Here is a 21,579-nt window from a genome sequence, read left to right as displayed (position 1 = left end):
GTGTGTGGACCTGAAAAAAATCAATTGTGGGCAGTTGAAAAAGCACGTTCTGCCCTTATTACAGGTACACAACCACATGTTGACTGAATTTTAAGTGGAGACGTTTAGATGGGTAAAATTATTGGTATCGACCTGGGTACTACCAACTCTTGTGTAGCGATTATGGATGGCACTACCGCACGCGTGCTGGAGAACGCCGAGGGCGATCGCACCACGCCTTCTATCATTGCTTATACCCAGGATGGTGAAACTCTGGTTGGTCAGCCGGCTAAACGTCAGGCAGTGACAAACCCGCAAAATACCCTGTTTGCGATTAAACGCCTGATTGGCCGCCGCTTCCAGGACGAAGAAGTTCAGCGTGACGTTTCTATCATGCCTTACAAAATCATCGCAGCAGATAACGGCGATGCATGGCTTGATGTGAAAGGCACCAAAACGGCACCACCGCAGATCTCTGCTGAAGTGCTGAAAAAAATGAAGAAAACCGCAGAAGATTACCTGGGTGAACCGGTAACTGAAGCTGTTATCACCGTTCCTGCTTACTTCAACGATGCTCAGCGTCAGGCAACGAAAGATGCTGGCCGTATTGCAGGTCTGGAAGTAAAACGTATCATCAACGAACCAACCGCAGCGGCACTGGCTTACGGTCTGGATAAAGAAGTTGGCAACCGTACTATCGCGGTTTACGACCTGGGTGGTGGTACTTTCGATATCTCTATTATCGAAATCGACGAAGTTGATGGCGAAAAAACCTTCGAAGTTCTGGCAACCAACGGTGATACCCACCTGGGTGGTGAAGACTTCGATACCCGTCTGATCAACTACCTCGTTGACGAGTTCAAGAAAGATCAGGGCATTGACCTGCGTAACGACCCGCTGGCAATGCAGCGCCTGAAAGAAGCCGCTGAGAAAGCGAAGATCGAACTGTCTTCCGCTCAGCAGACCGACGTGAACCTGCCGTATATCACTGCAGACGCGACCGGTCCTAAACACATGAACATTAAAGTGACCCGTGCGAAACTGGAAAGCCTGGTAGAAGACCTGGTGAACCGTTCCATTGAGCCACTGAAAGTTGCTCTGCAGGATGCTGGCCTGTCCGTGTCTGATATCAACGACGTTATCCTCGTCGGTGGCCAGACCCGTATGCCAATGGTTCAGAAGAAAGTGGCTGAATTCTTTGGTAAAGAGCCACGTAAAGACGTTAACCCGGATGAAGCAGTGGCTATCGGTGCTGCCGTTCAGGGTGGTGTGTTGACGGGTGATGTGAAAGACGTTCTGCTGCTGGACGTTACCCCGCTGTCTCTGGGTATCGAAACCATGGGCGGTGTGATGACGGCGCTTATCACCAAAAACACCACTATCCCTACTAAGCACAGCCAGGTGTTCTCTACTGCTGAAGACAACCAGTCTGCAGTAACCATCCATGTGCTGCAGGGTGAGCGTAAGCGTGCGGCGGATAACAAGTCACTGGGTCAGTTCAACCTGGATGGCATCAACCCGGCGCCACGCGGTATGCCGCAGATCGAAGTAACCTTCGATATCGATGCTGATGGTATCCTGCACGTTTCCGCGAAAGACAAAAACAGCGGTAAAGAGCAGAAGATCACCATTAAGGCCTCTTCCGGTCTGAACGAAGAAGAGATCCAGAAAATGGTTCGTGAAGCAGAAGCGAACGCGGAGTCTGACCGTAAGTTCGAAGAGCTGGTTCAGACCCGCAACCAGGGCGACCATCTGCTGCACAGCACCCGTAAGCAGGTTGAAGAAGCCGGCGATAAACTGCCAGCTGAAGACAAAACGGCTATCGAAGCTGCACTGAGCGCGCTGGAAACGTCTCTGAAAGGCGAAGACAAAGCGGATATCGAAGCGAAGATGCAGGAGCTGGCACAGGCTTCTCAGAAGCTGATGGAAATCGCTCAGCAGCAGCACGCCCAACAGCAGGCTGGCGCTGACGCTTCTCAGAACAACGCGAAAGACGACGACGTTGTCGACGCTGAGTTCGAAGAAGTGAAAGACAAAAAATAATCGCCCTGATGCAGGGTAATTAATCGGCACGGGCGTAGGAGAACTCTCCACGCCCGTGCTCGCATGTTAAGGGGCTTAAAAAAACCAATGGCAAAGCAAGACTATTACGAGATTTTAGGCGTTCCGAAAACTGCGGAAGAGCGTGAAATCAAAAAGGCGTATAAGCGCCTGGCCATGAAATTCCACCCGGACCGCAACCAGGGTGACAAAGAGGCTGAAGCCAAATTTAAAGAGATCAAAGAAGCCTACGAAGTCCTGACCGATGCACAGAAACGTGCGGCCTATGACCAGTACGGCCACGCAGCCTTCGAACAAGGCGGCATGGGCGGCGGTGGTTTCGGTGGCGGCGGCTTTGGTGGCGGCGCTGACTTCAGCGATATCTTTGGCGATGTTTTCGGCGACATTTTTGGCGGCGGTCGTGGCCGTCAGCGCGCGGCGCGCGGCGCCGACCTGCGCTACAACATGGATCTGACGCTGGAAGAGGCCGTACGCGGCGTCACCAAAGAGATCCGTATTCCGACGCTGGAAGAGTGTGACGTTTGCCACGGCAGCGGCGCGAAAGCAGGCACCCAGCCGCAAACCTGTCCAACCTGTCACGGTTCCGGTCAGGTGCAGATGCGGCAGGGCTTCTTCGCCGTGCAGCAGGCGTGTCCGCACTGTCATGGTCGCGGTACGCTGATTAAAGACCCCTGCACAAAATGCCACGGTCATGGTCGCGTTGAGAAAACCAAGACGCTGTCCGTTAAAATCCCGGCAGGCGTGGACACGGGCGACCGTATCCGTCTGGCAGGTGAAGGTGAGGCCGGCGAGCACGGTGCACCAGCAGGCGATCTGTACGTTCAGGTTCAGGTCAAGCAGCACGCCATCTTCGAGCGTGAAGGCAACAACCTGTACTGTGAAGTGCCCATCAACTTCGCCATGGCGGCACTCGGTGGCGAAATTGAAGTGCCAACGCTTGATGGTCGCGTCAATCTGAAGGTTCCAGGCGAAACCCAGACCGGCAAGCTGTTCCGCATGCGTGGTAAAGGTGTTAAATCCGTTCGCGGTGGTGCGCAGGGCGACCTGCTGTGCCGCGTGGTGGTTGAAACCCCGGTTGGCCTGAACGACAAGCAGAAACAGCTGCTGAAAGAGCTGCAGGAAAGTTTTGGCGGCCCGACGGGTGAGAAAAACAGCCCGCGCTCCAAAAGCTTCTTCGATGGCGTCAAAAAATTCTTCGACGATTTGACCCGCTGATCCGTTAGCTGGTGTTCATCTCAAAAAGCCCGGAAGCGATTTCGGGCTTTTTCTTTTTGTAGCTGTCCTCATGGCTATCATTCGGTAAAACTGAATATATACTCAACATTAATCTGCTTTTGCCGAGCTGTTTGGCCTGGTATTATGGTTTTACCGAAGTATTGCTGTAAGAGAGAGCCTACGTGAAATTAATACACCGTTTTTTTAGCAGTGAAGCATCAGGCGGCATCATCCTGATTATTGCCGCTGCGGCCGCGATGGCGCTGGCCAATATGGGTTTCACACGCGACTTTTACCACGCGTTTCTGGAAACTCCCGTCGAGCTGAAAGTCGGGGCGCTGGAAATTAATAAGAACATGCTGCTGTGGATCAACGATGCACTGATGGCCGTGTTTTTCCTGCTGGTAGGGCTGGAGGTTAAGCGTGAGCTGGTCCTGGGCTCGCTTGCCAGCCGTCAGCGTGCCGCGTTCCCGGTGATTGCCGCATTCGGGGGGATGGTCATTCCGGCGTTGCTCTTCCTGGCGTTCACCTGGCAGGATCCAGTATCGCGTCACGGCTGGGCCATTCCGGCGGCAACGGATATCGCGTTTGCCCTGGGTGTGCTGGCCTTGCTGGGAAGCCGCGTGCCGGTGGCACTGAAAATCTTCCTGATGGCGCTGGCGATCATTGATGACCTGGGCGCGATTGTCATTATTGCGCTGTTCTACACCAGCGACCTGTCGATCCTGTCGTTGAGCGTTGCCGCAGGAGCGATTGCGGTACTGGCGCTGTTGAACATTTGCAACGTGCGCCGCATCGGGATCTACGTGCTGGTGGGGATGGTGCTGTGGACCGCGGTACTGAAATCAGGCGTGCACGCTACGCTCGCCGGGGTCATCGTCGGCTTCTTCGTTCCGCTTAAGCCGCAGGAGGGGAAATCGCCTGCTAAACATCTGGAGCATGTACTGCACCCGTGGGTCGCCTTTATGATCCTGCCGCTGTTTGCTTTCGCTAATGCAGGCGTTTCGCTGGAAGGGGTAACCCTTGAGGGACTGACCTCAATGTTGCCGCTGGGCATTATTGCCGGACTGTTTATTGGTAAACCGCTGGGCATTAGTCTGTTCTGCTGGCTGGCGCTGAAGCTGAAGCTGGCGTCACTGCCGCACGGTACCACGTTTAAGCAGATCATGGCGGTGGGCGTGCTGTGCGGCATTGGGTTTACCATGTCGATCTTTATCTCAACGCTGGCTTTTGGTGCCCATGCGCCTGAGCTTATCGTCTGGGCGAAGCTGGGCATCCTTATCGGATCGTTACTGGCCGCATTCACTGGCTATACCTTATTGAAGGTCAAACTGTCCGGACCGGTCGTTCAGGCATAACAGGAAACCGGGAGAAGAATACCTTCTCCCGCTACACGATCAGGGAGCGAAGACACGATGTCTCATTTGAATTACAACCACCTTTACTACTTCTGGCACGTCTATAAGCAGGGCTCGGTCGTGGGGGCGGCAGAGGCGCTCTACCTGACGCCGCAGACCATCACCGGGCAAATCAAAGCGCTGGAAGAGCGGCTGCAGGGCAAGCTCTTTAAGCGCAAGGGCCGTGGGATTGAGCCAAGTGAGCTGGGCGAACTGGTTTTCCGCTACGCGGATAAGATGTTCACCTTAAGTCAGGAGATGCTGGATATCGTTAACTACCGCAAAGAGTCAAACCTGCTCTTTGACGTCGGCGTGGCGGATGCGTTGTCAAAACGGCTGGTCAGCGGCGTGCTGGATGCGGCGGTGGTCGAAGATGAGCAAATCCATCTGCGCTGTTTTGAGTCCACGCACGAGATGCTGCTGGAGCAACTGAGCCAGCATAAGCTGGATATGATTATCTCGGACTGCCCGATCGACTCTACGCAGCAGGAAGGGCTGTTCTCGGTGAAGATTGGCGAATGCGGGGTCAGCTTCTGGTGCATTAACCCGCCGCCGGAAAAACCGTTTCCTGCCTGTCTGGAAGAGCGTCGTTTGCTGGTGCCAGGCCGGCGCTCCATGCTTGGGCGCAAACTGCTGAACTGGTTTAACTCTCAGGGACTGAAGGTGGAGATCCTCGGCGAGTTTGACGATGCTGCGCTAATGAAGGCCTTTGGTGAGGCGCATAACGCCATCTTCGTTGCACCGACGCTGTACGTGCACGATCTCTATTCAGATAACAAGATTACGGAGATTGGCCGGGTCGATAACGTGATGGAGGAGTATCACGCGATATTTGCAGAAAGGATGATTCAACATCCGGCGGTACAGCGCATCTGTAACCGCGACTACTCGGCGCTGTTTACGCCACCGGCAATCTGAAGATATAAAAAAACCCGCGTTAAGCGGGTTCTTTTAAAACAAGCAACAACAAGTGGCGATTAAGCCAGTTTGTTGATCTGCGCGGTCAGATTTGCTTTATGACGCGCTGCTTTGTTTTTGTGGATCAGACCTTTAGCAGCCTGACGATCCACGATTGGTTGCATTTCATTAAATGCGTTCTGCGCAGCAGCTTTGTCGCCAGCTTCGATAGCTGCGTATACTTTCTTGATGAAAGTACGCATCATAGAGCGACGGCTTGCATTGTGCTTACGAGCCTTTTCAGACTGGATAGCACGTTTCTTAGCTGATTTGATATTAGCCAAGGTCCAACTCCCAAATATGATCTATGTGGACAATTCAAAGGCCGAGGAATATGCCCTCTATACCTTCTTTTGTCAATGGATTTGTGCAAATAAGCGCCGTTGATTGGCGACGCTACGTTACGTAGTGATGGCGCAGGATTCTACCAGCTTGTCGCTCGTGAATACAGCTTTTCGGCACAAAAAACGCAGTTCACGGGCAGATTTTTTTGCTGTGAAAGGTCAGCCTGATGAAATCATTACGGCTTTCTGTTTTGCGCGAACAATCGCCGGTTAACCTTAACCGCTGTACAAGGTATACTTTGGCGATTTTCACTGTTTTGAGCCAGACATGAAGCTGATACGCGGCATACATAATCTCAGCAGAGCACCGCACGGGTGCGTGCTGACCATTGGTAATTTCGACGGCGTGCATCGTGGTCATCAGGCGCTGCTGCAGGGATTGCGTAAAGAAGGGGAGGCGCGTGGCCTGCCCGTTGTAGTGATGATTTTTGAGCCGCAGCCGCTGGAGCTGTTTGCCGGCGATAAATCACCGGCTCGCCTCACTCGCCTGCGCGAGAAGTTGCGCTACCTGGCAGAGTCCGGGGTGGACTACGTATTGTGCGTGCGTTTCGATCGCCGCTTTGCCGCGCTCACAGCACAAAATTTCGTCAGTGACCTGCTGGTCAGGCGCCTTGGCGTGCAGTTTCTGGCCGTGGGTGATGATTTCCGCTTTGGCGCTGGTCGTCAGGGCGATTTCTTGCTATTACAGAAGGCTGGCCTCGAGTACGGCTTTGATGTCACCAGCGCAATGACCTTTTGCGAAGGCGGCGTCCGGGTTAGCAGCACTGCGGTGCGTCAGGCGCTGGCCAACGATGAACTGGATACGGCGGAAACGCTGCTGGGACATCCGTTTAGCATTTCAGGCCGTGTGGTCCATGGCGATGCGCTGGGCCGCACCATAGGTTTCCCGACGGCGAATATACCGCTACGTCGTCAGGTCTCCCCGGTTAAAGGGGTATATGCGGTGGAAGTGGCTGGTCTGGGCGATAAACCGTATTTCGGTGTCGCCAATATTGGCACACGTCCTACAGTCGCCGGTGTCCGTCAACAATTAGAAGTGCACCTGCTGGACGTTGTAATGGACCTTTATGGTCGCCATATAGATGTGATACTGCGTAAAAAAATACGCAATGAGCAGCGATTTGCTTCGCTGGATGAACTAAAGGCGCAAATCGCGCGAGATGAATTAACGGCCCGCGAGTTTTTTGGGCGAGTAAACCCGGCTTAAATGCCTACGTGAAAAATACGGAACCGAGAATCTGATGAGTGACTATAAATCAACCCTGAATTTGCCGGAAACAGGGTTCCCGATGCGCGGCGATCTCGCCAAGCGCGAACCGGGAATGCTGGCGCGTTGGACCGATGATGACCTGTACGGCATCATCCGTGCAGCCAAAAAAGGCAAAAAAACCTTCATTCTGCATGATGGCCCTCCATATGCGAATGGCAGCATTCATATTGGTCACTCTGTAAACAAGATTCTGAAAGACATTATCGTGAAGTCCAAAGGCCTCGCGGGATATGACTCGCCTTACGTTCCGGGCTGGGACTGCCATGGTCTGCCAATCGAACTGAAAGTTGAGCAAGAGTTTGGTAAGCCGGGTGAGAAGTTCACCGCGGCAGAATTCCGCGCAAAATGTCGCGAATACGCGGCCACGCAGGTTGACGGTCAGCGCCAGGACTTTATCCGCCTGGGCGTGCTGGGTGACTGGTCACGTCCGTACCTGACCATGGACTTCAAAACCGAAGCCAACATCATCCGTGCGCTGGGTAAAATCATCGGTAACGGCCATCTGCACAAAGGCGCGAAGCCGGTGCACTGGTGCGTGGACTGCCGTTCTGCGCTGGCAGAAGCGGAAGTGGAGTATTACGACAAAACCTCTCCGTCTATCGACGTGGCCTTCCACGCGGTCGATCAGGAGGCGGTGAAAGCCAAATTTGGCGTGACCTCTGTCAACGGCCCCATCTCGCTGGTTATCTGGACCACCACCCCGTGGACACTGCCAGCAAACCGCGCGATCTCCCTGTCCGGTGAGTTCGAGTACGCGCTGGTGCAGGTTGACGGTCAGGCGCTGATCCTGGCGAAAGATCTGGTCGAAAGCGTGCTGAAACGCGCGAACATCGCCGACTACACCGTGCTGGGCACCGTGAAAGGTGACGCGCTGGAGCTGATGCGCTTCAAACACCCGTTCCTGGACTTCGATGTGCCGGCGATTCTGGGCGATCACGTGACGCTGGATGCGGGCACCGGTGCGGTACATACCGCCGGTGGCCACGGTCCTGACGACTACAGCATCAGCCTGAAATACGGTCTTGAAATCGCTAACCCGGTGGGTCCTGACGGTTCTTACCTGCCAGGCACCTACCCGGCGCTGGACGGTATCAACGTCTTCAAAGCAAACGACATCATCGTTGACATGCTGCGCACCAGCGGCGCGCTGCTGCACGTTGAGAAAATGCAGCACAGCTATCCGTGCTGCTGGCGTCACAAATCTCCGATCATCTTCCGTGCGACCCCACAGTGGTTCATCAGCATGGATCAGAAAGGCCTGCGCGAGCAGTCCCTGAAAGAGATCAAAGGCGTGCAGTGGATCCCGGACTGGGGTCAGGCGCGTATCGAATCCATGGTCGCTAACCGTCCTGACTGGTGTATCTCCCGTCAGCGTACCTGGGGCGTGCCAATGTCTCTGTTCGTGCACAAAGAGACACAGGAACTGCACCCGAACACTCTGGCACTGATGGAAGAAGTCGCGAAGCGTGTAGAAGTTGACGGCATTCAGGCATGGTGGGATCTCGATTCCCGCGACATCCTGGGCGCTGATGCAGACAACTACGAGAAAGTGCCTGATACCCTGGACGTGTGGTTTGACTCCGGTTCAACGCACGCGTCTGTTGTTGACGTGCGTCCGGAATTTGCCGGACACGCGGCAGATATGTATCTGGAAGGTTCTGACCAACACCGCGGCTGGTTCATGTCATCGCTGATGATTTCCACCGCCATGAAAGGTAAAGCACCGTATCGCCAGGTGCTGACCCACGGTTTCACCGTGGATGGTCAGGGTCGTAAGATGTCTAAATCGATCGGTAACACCGTCTCTCCGCAGGACGTGATGAACAAACTGGGCGCGGACATTCTGCGTCTGTGGGTTGCTTCTACCGACTATACCGGCGAAATGGCGGTGTCGGACGAGATCCTGAAACGTGCTGCCGACAGCTATCGTCGTATCCGTAACACCGCGCGCTTCCTGCTGGCGAACCTGAACGGGTTCGATCCGGTAAAAGATATGGTGAAACCGGAAGAGATGGTGGTGCTGGATCGCTGGGCGGTAGGCTGCGCGAAAGCGGCACAGGAAGATATCCTGAAGGCTTACGAATCTTACGATTTCCACGAAGTGGTGCAGCGCCTGATGCGCTTCTGCTCCATCGAGATGGGCTCGTTCTACCTCGACATCATCAAAGACCGCCAGTACACCGCGAAAGCGGACAGCGTGGCGCGTCGTAGCTGCCAGACTGCGCTGTTCCACATCGCAGAAGCGCTGGTTCGCTGGATGGCACCGATCATGTCCTTCACCGCAGATGAAATCTGGGGTTACCTGCCAGGTGACCGTGAGAAGTATGTCTTCACCGGCGAGTGGTATGAAGGTCTGTTCGATCTCTCCAGCACCGAAGCGATGAACGATGCCTTCTGGGACGAGCTGCTGAAAGTGCGTGGCGAAGTGAACAAGGTCATCGAGCAGGCGCGTGCTGACAAGAAAGTCGGCGGCTCGCTGGAAGCGGCAGTTACCCTGTACGCCGAGCCAGAGCTGGCGGCGAAACTGACGGCGCTGGGCGATGAATTACGATTTGTCCTGTTGACCTCCGGTGCGAAAGTTGCGGATTATGCCCAGGCGTCTGCTGATGCACAGCAGAGCGAACTGCTCAAAGGACTGAAAGTCGCACTGAGCAAAGCCGAAGGTGATAAATGCCCGCGTTGCTGGCATTACACCACTGATGTCGGCCAGGTGGCGGAACACGCAGATATCTGCGGACGCTGTGTCAGCAACGTCGCCGGTGACGGCGAGAAACGTAAGTTTGCCTGATGAGTAAAACTCTCTGTTCAACAGGACTGCGCTGGCTGTGGCTGGTGGTAGTAGTGCTGATTATCGATCTGGGCAGCAAGTTCCTGATCCTCCAGAATTTTGCTCTGGGGGAGACGGTGTCGCTGTTCCCGTCGCTTAACCTGCATTACGCACGTAACTACGGTGCGGCGTTTAGTTTCCTTGCTGACAGCGGTGGCTGGCAGCGCTGGTTCTTTGCAGGTATCGCTATCGGTATCTGCGTGGTGCTATCGCTGCTGATGTACCGTTCGAAGGCAACACAAAAGCTAAATAACATCGCCTATGCGCTGATTATCGGTGGCGCGCTGGGTAACCTGTTTGATCGCCTGTGGCACGGCTTTGTGGTCGATATGATCGACTTCTATGTCGGCGACTGGCACTTCGCGACCTTTAACCTCGCCGACAGCGCAATTTGCATCGGCGCGGCGTTAATCGTGCTGGAAGGCTTCTTGCCGAACGCGGCCGCGAAGAAACAGGCTTAAATGTAAATGCCGGGTGGCGCATGCGCCCCCGGCCTACAGAATGTCTGGCCTGCCGTCTCTTACCGGTGGGTCAAAACAAGCGAGCAATTTGCATGTCTAAATCCGTACAGAGCAACAGCGCGGTTCTCGTTCATTTCACGCTGAAACTGGATGATGGCTCCACGGCTGAATCCACCCGCAATAACGGCAAACCCGCCCTGTTTCGTCTCGGCGACACCTCCCTGTCTGAAGGTCTTGAGCAACAGCTGCTTGGCCTGAAAGAAGGCGAGAAAAAGGCATTTTCGCTGGAGCCAGATGCCGCGTTTGGCGTGCCAAGCCCGGACCTTGTTCAGTACTTCTCGCGCCGCGAGTTTATGGATGCAGGTGAGCCGGAAATCGGGGCGATCATGCTCTTTACCGCTATGGATGGCAGCGAAATGCCTGGCGTGATCCGCGAAATCAATGGTGACTCCATCACCGTTGACTTCAACCATCCGCTTGCCGGGCGCACCGTCCATTTTGATATTGAAGTGCTGGAGATCGATCCGGTACTGGAGGCCTGAAATGCAGATCCTGTTGGCTAACCCGCGCGGCTTTTGCGCCGGTGTAGACCGCGCTATCAGCATTGTTGAAAACGCGCTCGAGATTTACGGCGCGCCGATTTATGTGCGTCACGAAGTGGTGCATAACCGTTATGTCGTCGACAGCCTGCGCGAGCGTGGCGCGATCTTCATTGAGCAGATCAGCGAAGTGCCTGACGGCGCGATCCTGATTTTCTCCGCGCACGGGGTTTCTCAGGCGGTGCGTAACGAAGCGAAAAGCCGCGATCTGACCGTGTTCGACGCCACCTGCCCATTAGTGACCAAAGTGCATATGGAAGTGGCGCGCGCCAGCCGTCGTGGTGAAGAGTCGATCCTGATTGGCCATGCCGGCCACCCGGAAGTCGAAGGTACCATGGGCCAGTACAGCAACCCGGAAGGGGGGATGTACCTGGTGGAGTCGCCGGAAGATGTGTTTACGCTGAACGTCAAAAATGAAACGCGTCTCTCGTTTATGACCCAGACGACGCTCTCCGTTGACGATACGTCGGACGTGATTGACGCCCTGCGCCAGCGCTTCCCGAAAATCGTCGGCCCGCGTAAGGACGACATTTGCTACGCCACCACCAATCGCCAGGAAGCGGTGCGTGCTCTGGCTGAACAGGCGGACGTGGTGCTGGTTGTCGGTTCGAAAAACTCTTCTAACTCCAACCGTCTGGCTGAACTTGCGCAGCGAATGGGGAAAGCGGCCTATCTGATTGATGATTCCAGCGATATCCAGGAAGCGTGGGTGAAAAACGTGGCCTGTGTCGGGGTAACCGCAGGCGCCTCGGCACCTGATATCCTGGTGCAGAACGTGATTTCCCGTCTGCAGGAACTGGGCGGCGGCGAAGCGGTCCCGCTGGAAGGACGCGAAGAGAACATTGTTTTCGAGGTCCCGAAAGAGCTGCGTATCGACGCACGCGAAGTCGAGTAAGTTTCCTCGCGCATGACCCGAATGCCGGCCACGTCAGTGGCCGGCATTTTTATTGCTGATTAACTGTGATTCACCTGACACATTGCGCCTTTGATGCGCAGGTTAATCGTTTAAATTGTTATGCTGGGCGGGTTGTTCTCCTCGGGCCGGAGAAGACGATGACTCCAGATATTATCCTGCCGCCTCTGGTGGCCTGGGCCAGTGGTACACTTGCCCGCGGCGCACTTATTCTTAAATCCACACGCCTTGCCGATCTCAATGGTTTGTTTGCCGATCGAGACGCCTGGGCACAATGCGATCCGCATCAGACGGTGTATGACGTCGAAATGCTGGAATCGCCTGCACAGGAAGGGGCGTTGTTTGTCGGCGTTACCCATTTACATGCAGGTAAAATTGGCCGGGAATTCTTTATGACCCGCGGCCATTTTCATCAGCGTCGTGAACAGGGCGAAGTCTATTTTGGACTGCGGGGAAGTGGCCTGCTTTTACTCCAGACGACATCCGGCGAAACCCGTCTGGAGTGCGTGATGCCGGGATCCGTCCATATTATTGCGCCTTTTACCGCCCACCGTTTAATCAATACCGGTGAGACCACGCTCTCTTCACTCGCGGTCTGGCCCGCCGTCGCCGGACACGACTATGCCGCGTTACCCCACGGTTTTGCCGTGCGGGTATTGGCCATTGACGGTGGCTGGGAGGTTCAGAATGGATAACTTTGGGCTCGACATGACCATCACCCGGCACCCGCTGGGGTTCAGCTACGGTGAGGACGTCACTGGCCCGATGCCAGAGATCCGTAAGCTTGATGAGATCCGCGCGTCGTTACGGGACCCTGGCTGCTCAGGCCCGGAAGACGTTTATGCTATTGCGATGGATGTCGCCCGTCTGGCAGACCGGCAGGAGCTGAAAAAACGCATGCTGCTGTTTGGGGTCGTGACCTACGCGACGGGAACGCTGGGTGAAGAGCCGATCCGCAGTCAGGGGCATGTTCACCGAAAAAGCCGTCACAGCGGCTGGTCTCCGCCCGAGCTGTATGAAATCTGGCAGGGGCGCGCCATTATCTATATGCAGGAGTATGTTGCGGACGATCCCGGGCGCTGTTTCGCCGTACTGGCCGGACCGGGCGAAAAGGTGCTGGTTCCGCCTGGCTGGGGGCATGCCACTATCTCTGCCTCGCCGGATGAACCGCTGACTTTCGGTGCGTGGTGCGACAGGGAATATGGTTTTGAATATGATGCCGTGCGGGCGCGTAAAGGACTGGCCTGGTATCCGCTGCTGCAGGGGAGCCATATCATCTGGCAGCACAACACGCATTATCTGCCGGGGCGGCTACAGATGATCACACCGCGTCGCTACAGCGAATTCGGCCTGACGGATGAGCCTGTCTATACGCAATTTATTGCCGATCCTGCTCGCTTTCAGTTTATCTCTCGCCCGGATAAAGTGGCCGAACTGTGGCATAACTTCCACCCATAAAAAACCGGGGCATTGCCCCGGCTGTCTTATCCGGCAAACAGACCTGATGCGACGCCCAGCGCCGCCAGCGCAAGCAGCACAATCATGGCCCTGACCGGGGAGACGCCACGTTTCGCCATCAGATACCAGGTGCCCAGAACCACCAGAAGCGGTAATAGCTGCGGGAAGATACCGTCAAGCATCTGCTGAACATGGATGTTAACCCCGTCACGGGTGATAAATTCCAGTCCGGTGCCCAGCTTAACGTAGCTTGCCGCCACGCCGCCCATCACAAATACACCCAGCAGAGACAAAGCTTCGCGCAGTCGCGTTGACTTGCTGCTCACCAGCATCTCGACAGACCCTGAGCCCATCTGGTAGCCTTTCAGAAACAGAAACCAGGATCCCGGGATAATGATGGCCAGCCAGGCGACGGTGTAGAACAACGGGCCAAGAACATTTCCTCCGGCGGCAAGCGCCATACCGATGCTCAGCAAAATGGGGATCAGCATGCCGGGGATCATTGAGTCACCAATCCCCGCGATTGGTCCCATCAGCCCCACCTTCAGGGTATTGATCGTTTCGCCATCAATGGGCTCGCCGTTGGCTTTTTTCTCTTCCAGCCCAAGCGCCATACCGTTTACGATGGCACCGATCTGCGGCTCCGTGTTGTAAAACGAGGCGTGGCGGCGCAGCATCTCGGTGCGCTGGGCGGCATCCGGGTAGAGTTTTTTGGCGACCGGTAACATGCTCAGACAGAAGCCGAATGATTCCAGACGCTCGAAGCTCATCGAAGAGAGGTTATGCATCATCCACGCTCGCCAGCAGCGGCGCAGATCTTTTCGGGTCAGTTTACGGTCTTCCATCAGAATTCATCCTCATCGTCGGCGGGCCTACCCGGCGTGACAGCCTGCGGCGCTTCCGGCTTGTAGTTGTAATGTATTAACGCCAGCAGGGCGCCCACAATCACCAGTGCCACCATGTTGAGCTTCAGGAACACAATGCATATGAAGCCCACCAGGAAGTAGATCAGCATGCTGTAGCTTTTGATGATCTGCTTAAGCAGGATGGCGATCCCAACGGCCGGTAAGATGCCCCCCAGCACGTTCATGGTCGAAAGCACGATGCCGGGCAGACTGTCCATAAACCCGCTGATGTACTGCGCGCCAAAATAGACGGCGATAAACGTCGGCACAAAGCGCAGAACAAAGTTCATCACCTGCGGCCAGACCGCGCTGTTAAGATAAATTCCGCGCTCATCCCCGAGCTCAAGCGCCACGTCGGCGCGGTGGTTCCAGAACGAGTTCAATACCATCATGGCGTTAAACAGTATCGTTCCGGCAATGCCAATGGTCGCCGCCAGCGCCACGGCCACCTCTGGCCCTTTGCCCGACAGAATCCCCAGCGCGATAGCAGGATAAGCGACAAAATTGAGGTCGGCAGGCATTGAACCGCCGGGGGTGACCATCGCGATATATACGGCCTGCACCGCCACACCAATCATGATCCCGGTTTTAACGTCGCCCAGAATCAGGCCCACCAGCATCCCCGAAACCAGCGGGCGGGAGATGAGATACCAGCCGCCCGTCAGGCCAAACAGCCAGGGACTACTGAGTGCACCGAGATAGCAAAGCAGACCGATGAGAGAAGCTTCGAAAATCATCATGCGCTCCTTATTTCAGTTTTTGCCGGGCGTCCTGCCAGCTGTAAAAACTGGCATCGGGCACCAGACGAAACTCGATGGCATGCCCCTGTTCAGTCAGCCAGTCAAAGGCTGCAGCCTCCTCTGGCGTTACGGACTGATTAGGGCCAATGGTGGTGGTGTTGGCGCGGGCACTCATTGGCCCGACGTTAATTTTGCCATTGCCGCTCTTCAGGCTTATGCCAGCCTGTTCAAGACGTTGCAAGGTGACAGGCGATTTGCCAATCACGAAGTAACGCTTATCGCTGGCAATCACTTTCGGCAGCTTTTCGATGGCGGTCAGGGTATCGAACAGCCACACTCTGGTATCTGACACCGCGCCTTTCATTACCGACGAGAGCAGCGGATCGGCCGCGACGGCATCGTCAATTGCCACGATGCCATCACAGGGCAGCTCTTTGGCCCAGCGTGTGACGAGCTGCCCGTGGATCACCCGGTCGTCAATACGTACAAACGAAATGCTCATATAAGCTCCTTAGAAATCGTCGTTCTGGGCGGATTCCACCCGTTTTGCCTGAACCAGGGTGGGCTGCGTTAATGCGATGAGCTGCGCGGCGGCGGCATGGACATCCCGGGCCATCAGGATGTCGTCGGTGAGCAAGAGCATGGGGAGGTTAACTCCTGCCACCACGGCGACCGGCGGATGCGTCTGGGGATTAAACGCGTATTCACAGGCCACATTCCACGGTGTTCCGCTCTGCATATCGCACAGGACGACGATGCCGTCTGCGCCCGCACCTGCGCGGTGGTATGCCGCAGCGAAATCACGGCGAAACCCCGCTATGCCAGCCTGTGCATTCAGACATACCGCCTGTCGATGAGGGAGATCGCCATACACCATTTTTCCGCTTTCCAGCAGGGCGGTGGCCAGCGGGCCGTGTGTCGCCACAATAATGTGAATCATGGTTAACCTCTTACCCAGGCTTTAATGGTGGCAATGGATTTACCGCAGCTCGGTCCTGACGGAGAAATACGGTATTCGCCTGCGTCAGCGGGGACGATAAACGTTTCTGCGTAGTGCACGACGAACGGGGCGAATGCGCCGCCGGGGCTGTCTACCGTCGCCTCTTCACCTTCAACAAGATTAAGGACATTCACGCCTCCGTGGGGGGAGTGCGTTACCGGTTCATTGAACCAGTGGCGACGCGTTTCGATGAATTCACGTTCGTGAAGCCCGGTCCGCTCTTCGCGCCAGCCGGTGCCTTCGCCGAGGGGTTCACACTGATTCACAAGATGCTGTTCGACCCACTGCGTATCGCGTTGCCAGTCGATCACCTTTTCGCCATGCGCCAGATGAACCGGGCGGGGTTGTCCATCCATTCCCAGCCGTCCCCAGTCCCAGAGCTTGAAGGTAAAAATGTAAGGCGTGGCGCTGATCTCAAGTACCACGGTTCCTGCTCCAGAACAGTGAACCGTACCGGCGGGGATCAAAAAATGATCGTGCTTGTTCGCCGCAAGATGATTGACGAAGCGGGCGTCGTCGAACGGCTTTTCACCGCGGCTGGCCCGTCTGAGGTCGTCCATCATCGCTTCGGGCCGGGTACCCGTTCGGGTCCCCAGATACACCTGAGCCCCTGGCTCTGCCTCAAGGATGTAATAGCTCTCATCCTGGGTGTAATGCATACCAAAATGCTGCTGTATGTACTCCGTGGTCGGATGCACCTGAAAACTCAGGTTCTGCCCGCCGAGGGTATCAAGCAGGTCAAAGCGGATGGGAAATTCCGCGCCAAAACGGGCATGCACTTTTTCACCCAGCAGCGCCCGGGGGTGCAGCAGCACCAAATCCTGAGAGGGGATCTCGATCCGCACCGCGCCGTAACGAAGCAACAGGCTGTTTTCCTCGGGCACGCAGTCAAAACACCATGCGTAGTTAGGCGCAGAGGGATCGAGATCGAATTTCTGTTTCATCCATTGTCCGCCCCAGATGCCGGGGTCGAAAAAGGGCACTACACGAAAAGGACGTTGAGTGGTGTGTTGCAACCCGGCGCGCAGCGCATCGCCGCCGACCATCGCCGGATTATCCGCCTGGGTGGTATCCAGGAGATAATCAGTACGCCGTAGCAGCGGGGTTTTGTGACGATCGAATACGCGCCATTCAATGAAAAAGGCGCGTTTGTAGCGACGCAGAATATCCTCGTGTTGGTTCGCCGCGCCCCAGTTAGCCAGTTCACCGCTGCGCATGCGCTGCTGGATCTCCCAGCGCGGTAAATCGGCGTAGACCAGAATATCGCCTGCAGTAACCAGCGCGGCACCCGGCCCGTAAATAACGATTATCCCTTCGCGGCACCGTTCGACCTGCGCCTGCAACGCCTCGCGTTTCACCGGGTCGATGAATTCCTCGAGCTGGTGGCAGGAGAGCACGCCGAAGACGCGGTCGTCAGTGAGATGTCGGGCCAGCAACCCGCTTAAAGCATGTTCGTCGAGACGCATCTGTTCGGCATTGAGCGTCAGCGTGGCCCCCAATGCTGGCAGCAGTTTTGTCTCCAGTTCCTCCAGCCTGACGCCGGGGTAGCAGTCAATGACCAGCACGGTGCGTGTATATTGACCCGCTCTGCGGGTAAGCTCGCGCACAATCGCGTCCCAGCCCTGCCAGGCACAATCGTCATACCCCTCTACTGCGACTTCCGGGAATTTATCGTAAGTTGCCATCTTTTCTCTCCGTCTTCGTTGCTTAAGGTTATTCGATTAACCTTGTTTGGGAAGGGTGATTAACGCGATTAACCCGCCAGTTCTGGCGATAAGTGGCGAAAAGGCGGCCATTATGTGAAGAGGCTCACGCGCAAAAGTGCAAAATTGAGGTTATTCGATTAATCTGATGTGAACGACAAGGAGCGATCATGACGGGTATCACGCTGGCTGATGTGGCAAAACGCGCCGGGGTTTCAACCGCCACCGTATCAATGGTGCTGTGTAATAAAGGGCGGATCTCGCAACGGACCCGGGAGCGCGTACTTCAGGCGCTGGATGAATCGGGCTATGTTTACAATCAGACGGCAGCCAACCTGCGAAACCGCAGCAGTAATCAGGTGGGGCTCCTGTTGCATGACATCACGAACCCTTTTTATGGCGAAATGACGGCAGGTCTAAGCCATGAGATGGAACGCCACGACCTTCTGCTGTTTCTGGCAAACAGCGAAGAGTCGTCCGAGCGACAGCAAAAGTTTGTGGATTCGCTGATGCGTAACAACGTCTGTGGCATGGTGCTGTGTGCCGCGCGAGAAACCCCGCAGGCCTTTTTCGATGGTCTTAAGCGACGCAATATTCCGGCAATTATGGTCGTGCGACCGCTAAACGATCCGGACTTTGATTTTGTGGGAACCGATAACTTCCTTGGCACGCAAATGGCGACAGAGCATCTTCTGAGGATGGGGCATCGTCAGATTGCCTTTATCGGCGGTAGCCTGAATTCGGGGTCTCGCGCTCAGCGTATTGGCGGATTTACCAGTAAATTACTGGAGTATGGTGTAACGCCGAATCCCGAATGGATCGTCACCTCACAGGCAAGCCAGAGTGATGGCGCGCGCGTGGCGGAAGCGTTGTTGATGAACCATCCGCAGATTACCGCGGCAGTGTGTTATCAGGACATTGTTGCCCTTGGCGTTATGCAGTGTTTACGCAAAATGGGGCGCGAGCCGGGACGCCATTTTGCCCTGGTGGGCTTTGACGATATTACCGAGGCCGGGCTGGTACAGCCTGCACTGACTACCGTCTCCGTTGCCGCGAAGGAGATAGGACGTAAAGCCGGCGAGCTGCTTTTCAGCCGGATACAGGGGAACCGGGAGCCGGCGAAACGCATTATTTTACCGCCCGCGCTGGTGGTCCGCGAATCGTGCGGTTTTCGCTGAAGATTATGCCTTTTGCTGATATTTCTTCCTGTTTATCATTAAATTCTAATTATCGTCGTTTTCAGTTGGCAGCATCTGCAAAGGCTGGTTAATCTGAAAACGGTTTACATCATTTTAACGTAAGAGAATAACTATGCATGATGCACAGATCCGTGTCGCCATTGCGGGCGCGGGTGGACGTATGGGTCGCCAGCTGATTCAGGCGGCACTACAGATGGATGGCGTGGCACTGGGCGCGGCGCTGGAGCGTGACGGCTCATCGTTGCTTGGCGCTGACGCGGGTGAGCTGGCGGGCGCGGGTAAGACAGGCGTTACCGTGCAGAGCAGCCTGGAGGCGGTAAAAGATGACTTTGATGTGTTCATCGATTTTACCCGTCCGGAAGGCACGCTCACGCATCTGGCATTTTGCCGTCAGCACGGTAAAGGAATGGTGATCGGCACCACCGGTTTTGATGGTGCCGGGAAGCAGGCCATTCAGGATGCCTCACACGAGATTGCGATTGTCTTCGCCGCAAACTTTAGCGTGGGGGTAAACGTCATGCTGAAGCTGCTGGAGAAGGCAGCGAAGGTCATGGGCAGTTATACCGACATTGAGATTGTTGAAGCGCACCATCGTTATAAAGTCGACGCACCATCCGGTACGGCGCTGGCGATGGGGGAAGCGATTGCTCATGCACTGGATAAAGATTTGAAAGACTGCGCGGTCTACACCCGTGAAGGGCACACCGGTGAACGTGTTCCCGGCACGATTGGTTTTGCTACCGTCCGCGCGGGCGATATCGTCGGCGAACATACGGCGATGTTCGCCGATATTGGGGAACGCGTCGAGATTACGCATAAGGCATCCAGCCGGATGACGTTTGCAAATGGCGCTGTACGCTCCGCCTTGTGGTTAAAAGGCAAGAAAGAGGGTCTTTTTGATATGCGAGATGTGCTCGATCTCAACAATTTGTAACCGTTATTACCCATCGTGATGTGGTTATTGCAGTCGTAATCCTTTGATTGCATAGGGCAATATTTTATTGCCCTTTTATTTTATGTATTTCATGATGATTTCATGAATTTACACACTAAAGTTCATCTCTTCTTCGTGTTTTGTGTTGTCTGAATGTAAATTTTGACCGTCTGGTCCACTTTTTGATGCCACGAAGCGGCCTTTCCCATTAAACTTGCCGCGCAAGCGTTTTCCGCAGTGATTTACCTGATCTTTTTGCCGCTTACGCTCTCCTGGCTCTCTCAGGCTCGCAAAAGAATATGACAAATCTCCGTTTTAAGTTGACTTTTAGCCACCAAATCCCCAGAATGCCGCCGTTTGCCAAAAATCCGCTGGCAACACATTTGCATTGATTCATGACGTGGTTATGAATTAATATGCAAATAAAGTGAGTGAATATTCTCTGGAGGGTGTTTTGATTAAGTCAGCGCTATTGGTTCTGGAAGACGGAACCCAGTTTATCGGTCGGGCCATAGGGGCAACGGGTTCGGCGGTTGGGGAAGTCGTTTTCAATACTTCAATGACCGGTTATCAAGAAATCCTCACTGATCCTTCCTATTCTCGCCAAATCGTTACTCTTACTTATCCTCATATCGGCAATGTCGGCACCAATGCTGCTGACGAAGAATCCTCTCAGGTACATGCGCAAGGCCTGGTCATTCGCGACCTGCCGCTGATTGCCAGCAACTACCGCAATACCGAGGACCTCTCTTCCTACCTGAAGCGCCATAACATCGTGGCGATTGCTGATATCGATACCCGTAAGCTGACGCGTCTGCTGCGCGAGAAGGGTGCACAAAACGGTTGTATCATCGCAGGAGATAACCTCGATGCAGCCCTGGCGCTGGAAAAAGCGAAAGCTTTCCCGGGTCTGAACGGCATGGACCTGGCGAAAGAAGTGACCACAGCAGAAGCCTACAGCTGGACGCAGGGAAGCTGGACGCTGGCGGGAGACCTGCCGGAAGCGAAAAAAGAGAGCGACCTGCCATTCCACGTGGTGGCGTACGATTTTGGTGCCAAGCGCAACATCCTGCGTATGCTGGTCGACCGCGGCTGCCGCCTGACGGTCGTCCCGGCGAAAACCTCTGCTGAAGAGGTACTGAAGATGAATCCGGACGGTATCTTCCTGTCCAACGGTCCTGGCGACCCGGCACCGTGCGATTACGCTATCGACGCCATCAAATCCTTCCTGGAAACCGATATCCCGGTATTCGGCATCTGTCTGGGTCATCAGCTGCTGGCGCTGGCGAGCGGTGCTAACACCGTGAAGATGAAGTTCGGTCACCACGGTGGGAACCACCCGGTGAAAGATATCGATAACAACACGGTAATGATTACGGCACAGAACCATGGCTTCGCAGTGGATGAGGCGTCAATGCCGGCTAACCTGCGCGTGACCCACAAGTCTCTGTTCGATGGCACCCTGCAGGGGATTCATCGTACCGATAAGCCAGCGTTCAGCTTCCAGGGTCACCCTGAAGCCAGCCCGGGCCCGCACGATGCCGCGCCGCTGTTCGATCACTTCATCGAACTTATTGAGCAATACCGTAAGACCGCTAAATAATCAGGAGCCGAGAA

General features: G+C 55.3%; 20 protein-coding genes and 1 pseudogene. 15 read left to right on the top strand and 6 right to left on the bottom strand.

Annotated features, from left to right (window positions below):
* Positions 1-108: 108 nt before the first annotated feature.
* From dnaK to nhaR, 4 genes are all read left to right on the top strand, one after another.
* The gene (gene dnaK, locus QE396_RS13460) at positions 109-2,022 is read left to right on the top strand and encodes a molecular chaperone DnaK (protein ID WP_014168568.1); all 1,914 of its coding nucleotides are present in this window, start codon (positions 109-111) and stop codon (positions 2,020-2,022) included.
* 87 nt (positions 2,023-2,109) lie between these two features.
* On the top strand, positions 2,110-3,255 hold the full coding sequence (dnaJ, locus tag QE396_RS13455; protein ID WP_020882543.1) for a molecular chaperone DnaJ: 1,146 nt from the start codon (positions 2,110-2,112) through the stop codon (positions 3,253-3,255).
* A 182-nt stretch (positions 3,256-3,437) separates the two neighbouring features.
* The gene (gene nhaA / locus QE396_RS13450; RefSeq protein WP_279256648.1) at positions 3,438-4,613 is read left to right on the top strand and encodes a Na+/H+ antiporter NhaA; all 1,176 of its coding nucleotides are present in this window, start codon (positions 3,438-3,440) and stop codon (positions 4,611-4,613) included.
* Between the two features lie 57 nt (positions 4,614-4,670).
* Entirely contained in the window at positions 4,671-5,570 is a 900-nt protein-coding gene (gene nhaR, locus QE396_RS13445) for a transcriptional activator NhaR (protein ID WP_014168572.1), read from the top strand.
* A 59-nt stretch (positions 5,571-5,629) separates the two neighbouring features.
* On the opposite strand, the gene rpsT is transcribed toward nhaR, so the two are convergent.
* Complete coding sequence (gene rpsT / locus QE396_RS13440) at positions 5,630-5,893, bottom strand: 30S ribosomal protein S20 (RefSeq protein ID WP_008502037.1); 264 nt, start codon at positions 5,891-5,893, stop codon at positions 5,630-5,632.
* Positions 5,894-5,995: 102 nt separating this feature from the next.
* On the opposite strand from rpsT, the pseudogene QE396_RS13435 reads away from it, so the two are divergent.
* From QE396_RS13435 to QE396_RS13400, 8 genes and pseudogenes are all read left to right on the top strand, one after another.
* Positions 5,996-6,214 (top strand): annotated as a pseudogene (locus QE396_RS13435) (DUF2575 domain-containing protein).
* A gap of 7 nt (positions 6,215-6,221) precedes the next feature.
* Complete coding sequence (gene ribF / locus QE396_RS13430; protein WP_014168574.1) at positions 6,222-7,160, top strand: bifunctional riboflavin kinase/FAD synthetase; 939 nt, start codon at positions 6,222-6,224, stop codon at positions 7,158-7,160.
* A gap of 34 nt (positions 7,161-7,194) precedes the next feature.
* Positions 7,195-10,011, top strand: a complete 2,817-nt coding sequence (ileS, locus tag QE396_RS13425; RefSeq protein WP_047955029.1) for an isoleucine--tRNA ligase — start codon at positions 7,195-7,197, stop codon at positions 10,009-10,011.
* Positions 10,011-10,511, top strand: a complete 501-nt coding sequence (lspA, locus tag QE396_RS13420) for a signal peptidase II (protein ID WP_020882545.1) — start codon at positions 10,011-10,013, stop codon at positions 10,509-10,511. Before ileS ends, lspA begins: the two co-directional genes overlap by 1 nt.
* Before the next feature lie 92 nt (positions 10,512-10,603).
* Entirely contained in the window at positions 10,604-11,053 is a 450-nt protein-coding gene (gene fkpB / locus QE396_RS13415) for an FKBP-type peptidyl-prolyl cis-trans isomerase (RefSeq protein WP_020882546.1), read from the top strand.
* 1 nt (position 11,054) lies between these two features.
* Entirely contained in the window at positions 11,055-12,005 is a 951-nt protein-coding gene (gene ispH, locus QE396_RS13410) for a 4-hydroxy-3-methylbut-2-enyl diphosphate reductase (protein WP_020882547.1), read from the top strand.
* Between the two features lie 158 nt (positions 12,006-12,163).
* The gene (locus tag QE396_RS13405) at positions 12,164-12,718 is read left to right on the top strand and encodes a glucose-6-phosphate isomerase family protein (protein WP_279256649.1); all 555 of its coding nucleotides are present in this window, start codon (positions 12,164-12,166) and stop codon (positions 12,716-12,718) included.
* The gene (locus QE396_RS13400) at positions 12,711-13,481 is read left to right on the top strand and encodes a glucose-6-phosphate isomerase family protein (protein ID WP_309951318.1); all 771 of its coding nucleotides are present in this window, start codon (positions 12,711-12,713) and stop codon (positions 13,479-13,481) included. Before QE396_RS13405 ends, QE396_RS13400 begins: the two co-directional genes overlap by 8 nt.
* Positions 13,482-13,507: 26 nt before the next feature.
* Here the strand turns inward: QE396_RS13400 and QE396_RS13395 are convergent, their stop codons facing one another.
* The 5 genes from QE396_RS13395 to QE396_RS13375 are packed head-to-tail and all read right to left on the bottom strand — an operon-like array spanning position 13,508 to position 17,811.
* A complete protein-coding gene (locus tag QE396_RS13395; protein WP_040018597.1) occupies positions 13,508-14,326 on the bottom strand; it encodes a PTS system mannose/fructose/sorbose family transporter subunit IID in 819 nt (272 codons plus the stop codon).
* A complete protein-coding gene (locus tag QE396_RS13390) occupies positions 14,326-15,123 on the bottom strand; it encodes a PTS sugar transporter subunit IIC (protein ID WP_025205460.1) in 798 nt (265 codons plus the stop codon). The genes QE396_RS13395 and QE396_RS13390 overlap by 1 nt, the downstream gene beginning before the upstream one ends.
* Before the next feature lie 10 nt (positions 15,124-15,133).
* Positions 15,134-15,628 (bottom strand): PTS sugar transporter subunit IIB, encoded by a 495-nt coding sequence (locus tag QE396_RS13385; protein ID WP_047743385.1) that lies wholly within the window; start codon positions 15,626-15,628, stop codon positions 15,134-15,136.
* Between the two features lie 9 nt (positions 15,629-15,637).
* Positions 15,638-16,066, bottom strand: a complete 429-nt coding sequence (locus QE396_RS13380; protein ID WP_279256651.1) for a PTS sugar transporter subunit IIA — start codon at positions 16,064-16,066, stop codon at positions 15,638-15,640.
* 2 nt (positions 16,067-16,068) lie between these two features.
* Positions 16,069-17,811 (bottom strand): class I mannose-6-phosphate isomerase, encoded by a 1,743-nt coding sequence (locus tag QE396_RS13375; RefSeq protein WP_309951313.1) that lies wholly within the window; start codon positions 17,809-17,811, stop codon positions 16,069-16,071.
* A gap of 188 nt (positions 17,812-17,999) precedes the next feature.
* Between QE396_RS13375 and QE396_RS13370 the strand changes: the two genes are divergently transcribed.
* The 3 genes from QE396_RS13370 to carA all read left to right on the top strand — a co-directional run bounded on the left by QE396_RS13370 (position 18,000) and on the right by carA (position 21,565).
* Entirely contained in the window at positions 18,000-19,007 is a 1,008-nt protein-coding gene (locus tag QE396_RS13370) for a LacI family DNA-binding transcriptional regulator (protein ID WP_020882554.1), read from the top strand.
* Positions 19,008-19,140: 133 nt separating this feature from the next.
* Positions 19,141-19,962: a 4-hydroxy-tetrahydrodipicolinate reductase gene (dapB, locus tag QE396_RS13365; protein WP_279256653.1), complete on the top strand. Its 822-nt coding sequence runs from the start codon at positions 19,141-19,143 to the stop codon at positions 19,960-19,962.
* Between the two features lie 454 nt (positions 19,963-20,416).
* Entirely contained in the window at positions 20,417-21,565 is a 1,149-nt protein-coding gene (gene carA / locus QE396_RS13360) for a glutamine-hydrolyzing carbamoyl-phosphate synthase small subunit (RefSeq protein WP_020882556.1), read from the top strand.
* The last annotated feature ends 14 nt before the right edge of the window (positions 21,566-21,579 follow it).

This window comes from Enterobacter sp. SORGH_AS_0287 (assembly GCF_031453695.1).
GTDB lineage: Bacteria > Pseudomonadota > Gammaproteobacteria > Enterobacterales > Enterobacteriaceae > Enterobacter > Enterobacter ludwigii.
The sequence above is the reverse complement of the archived record's forward strand: the minus strand, read 5'-3'. Positions and strand labels throughout refer to the sequence as shown.

Bases quoted from the DNA above. Each gene is read 5' to 3' on its own strand.
- ispH (WP_020882547.1), top strand. From the start codon at position 11,055: ATGCAGATCCTGTTGGCTAACCCGCGCGGCTTTTGCGCCGGTGTAGAC.
- QE396_RS13375 (WP_309951313.1), bottom strand. From the start codon at position 17,811: ATGGCAACTTACGATAAATTCCCGGAAGTCGCAGTAGAGGGGTATGAC.
- QE396_RS13380 (WP_279256651.1), bottom strand. From the start codon at position 16,066: ATGATTCACATTATTGTGGCGACACACGGCCCGCTGGCCACCGCCCTG.
- QE396_RS13395 (WP_040018597.1), bottom strand. From the start codon at position 14,326: ATGGAAGACCGTAAACTGACCCGAAAAGATCTGCGCCGCTGCTGGCGA.
- fkpB (WP_020882546.1), top strand. From the start codon at position 10,604: ATGTCTAAATCCGTACAGAGCAACAGCGCGGTTCTCGTTCATTTCACG.
- nhaR (WP_014168572.1), top strand. From the start codon at position 4,671: ATGTCTCATTTGAATTACAACCACCTTTACTACTTCTGGCACGTCTAT.
- QE396_RS13385 (WP_047743385.1), bottom strand. From the start codon at position 15,628: ATGAGCATTTCGTTTGTACGTATTGACGACCGGGTGATCCACGGGCAG.
- ileS (WP_047955029.1), top strand. From the start codon at position 7,195: ATGAGTGACTATAAATCAACCCTGAATTTGCCGGAAACAGGGTTCCCG.
- dnaJ (WP_020882543.1), top strand. From the start codon at position 2,110: ATGGCAAAGCAAGACTATTACGAGATTTTAGGCGTTCCGAAAACTGCG.
- QE396_RS13390 (WP_025205460.1), bottom strand. From the start codon at position 15,123: ATGATTTTCGAAGCTTCTCTCATCGGTCTGCTTTGCTATCTCGGTGCA.
- QE396_RS13370 (WP_020882554.1), top strand. From the start codon at position 18,000: ATGACGGGTATCACGCTGGCTGATGTGGCAAAACGCGCCGGGGTTTCA.
- QE396_RS13400 (WP_309951318.1), top strand. From the start codon at position 12,711: ATGGATAACTTTGGGCTCGACATGACCATCACCCGGCACCCGCTGGGG.
- dnaK (WP_014168568.1), top strand. From the start codon at position 109: ATGGGTAAAATTATTGGTATCGACCTGGGTACTACCAACTCTTGTGTA.
- dapB (WP_279256653.1), top strand. From the start codon at position 19,141: ATGCATGATGCACAGATCCGTGTCGCCATTGCGGGCGCGGGTGGACGT.
- lspA (WP_020882545.1), top strand. From the start codon at position 10,011: ATGAGTAAAACTCTCTGTTCAACAGGACTGCGCTGGCTGTGGCTGGTG.
- QE396_RS13405 (WP_279256649.1), top strand. From the start codon at position 12,164: ATGACTCCAGATATTATCCTGCCGCCTCTGGTGGCCTGGGCCAGTGGT.
- ribF (WP_014168574.1), top strand. From the start codon at position 6,222: ATGAAGCTGATACGCGGCATACATAATCTCAGCAGAGCACCGCACGGG.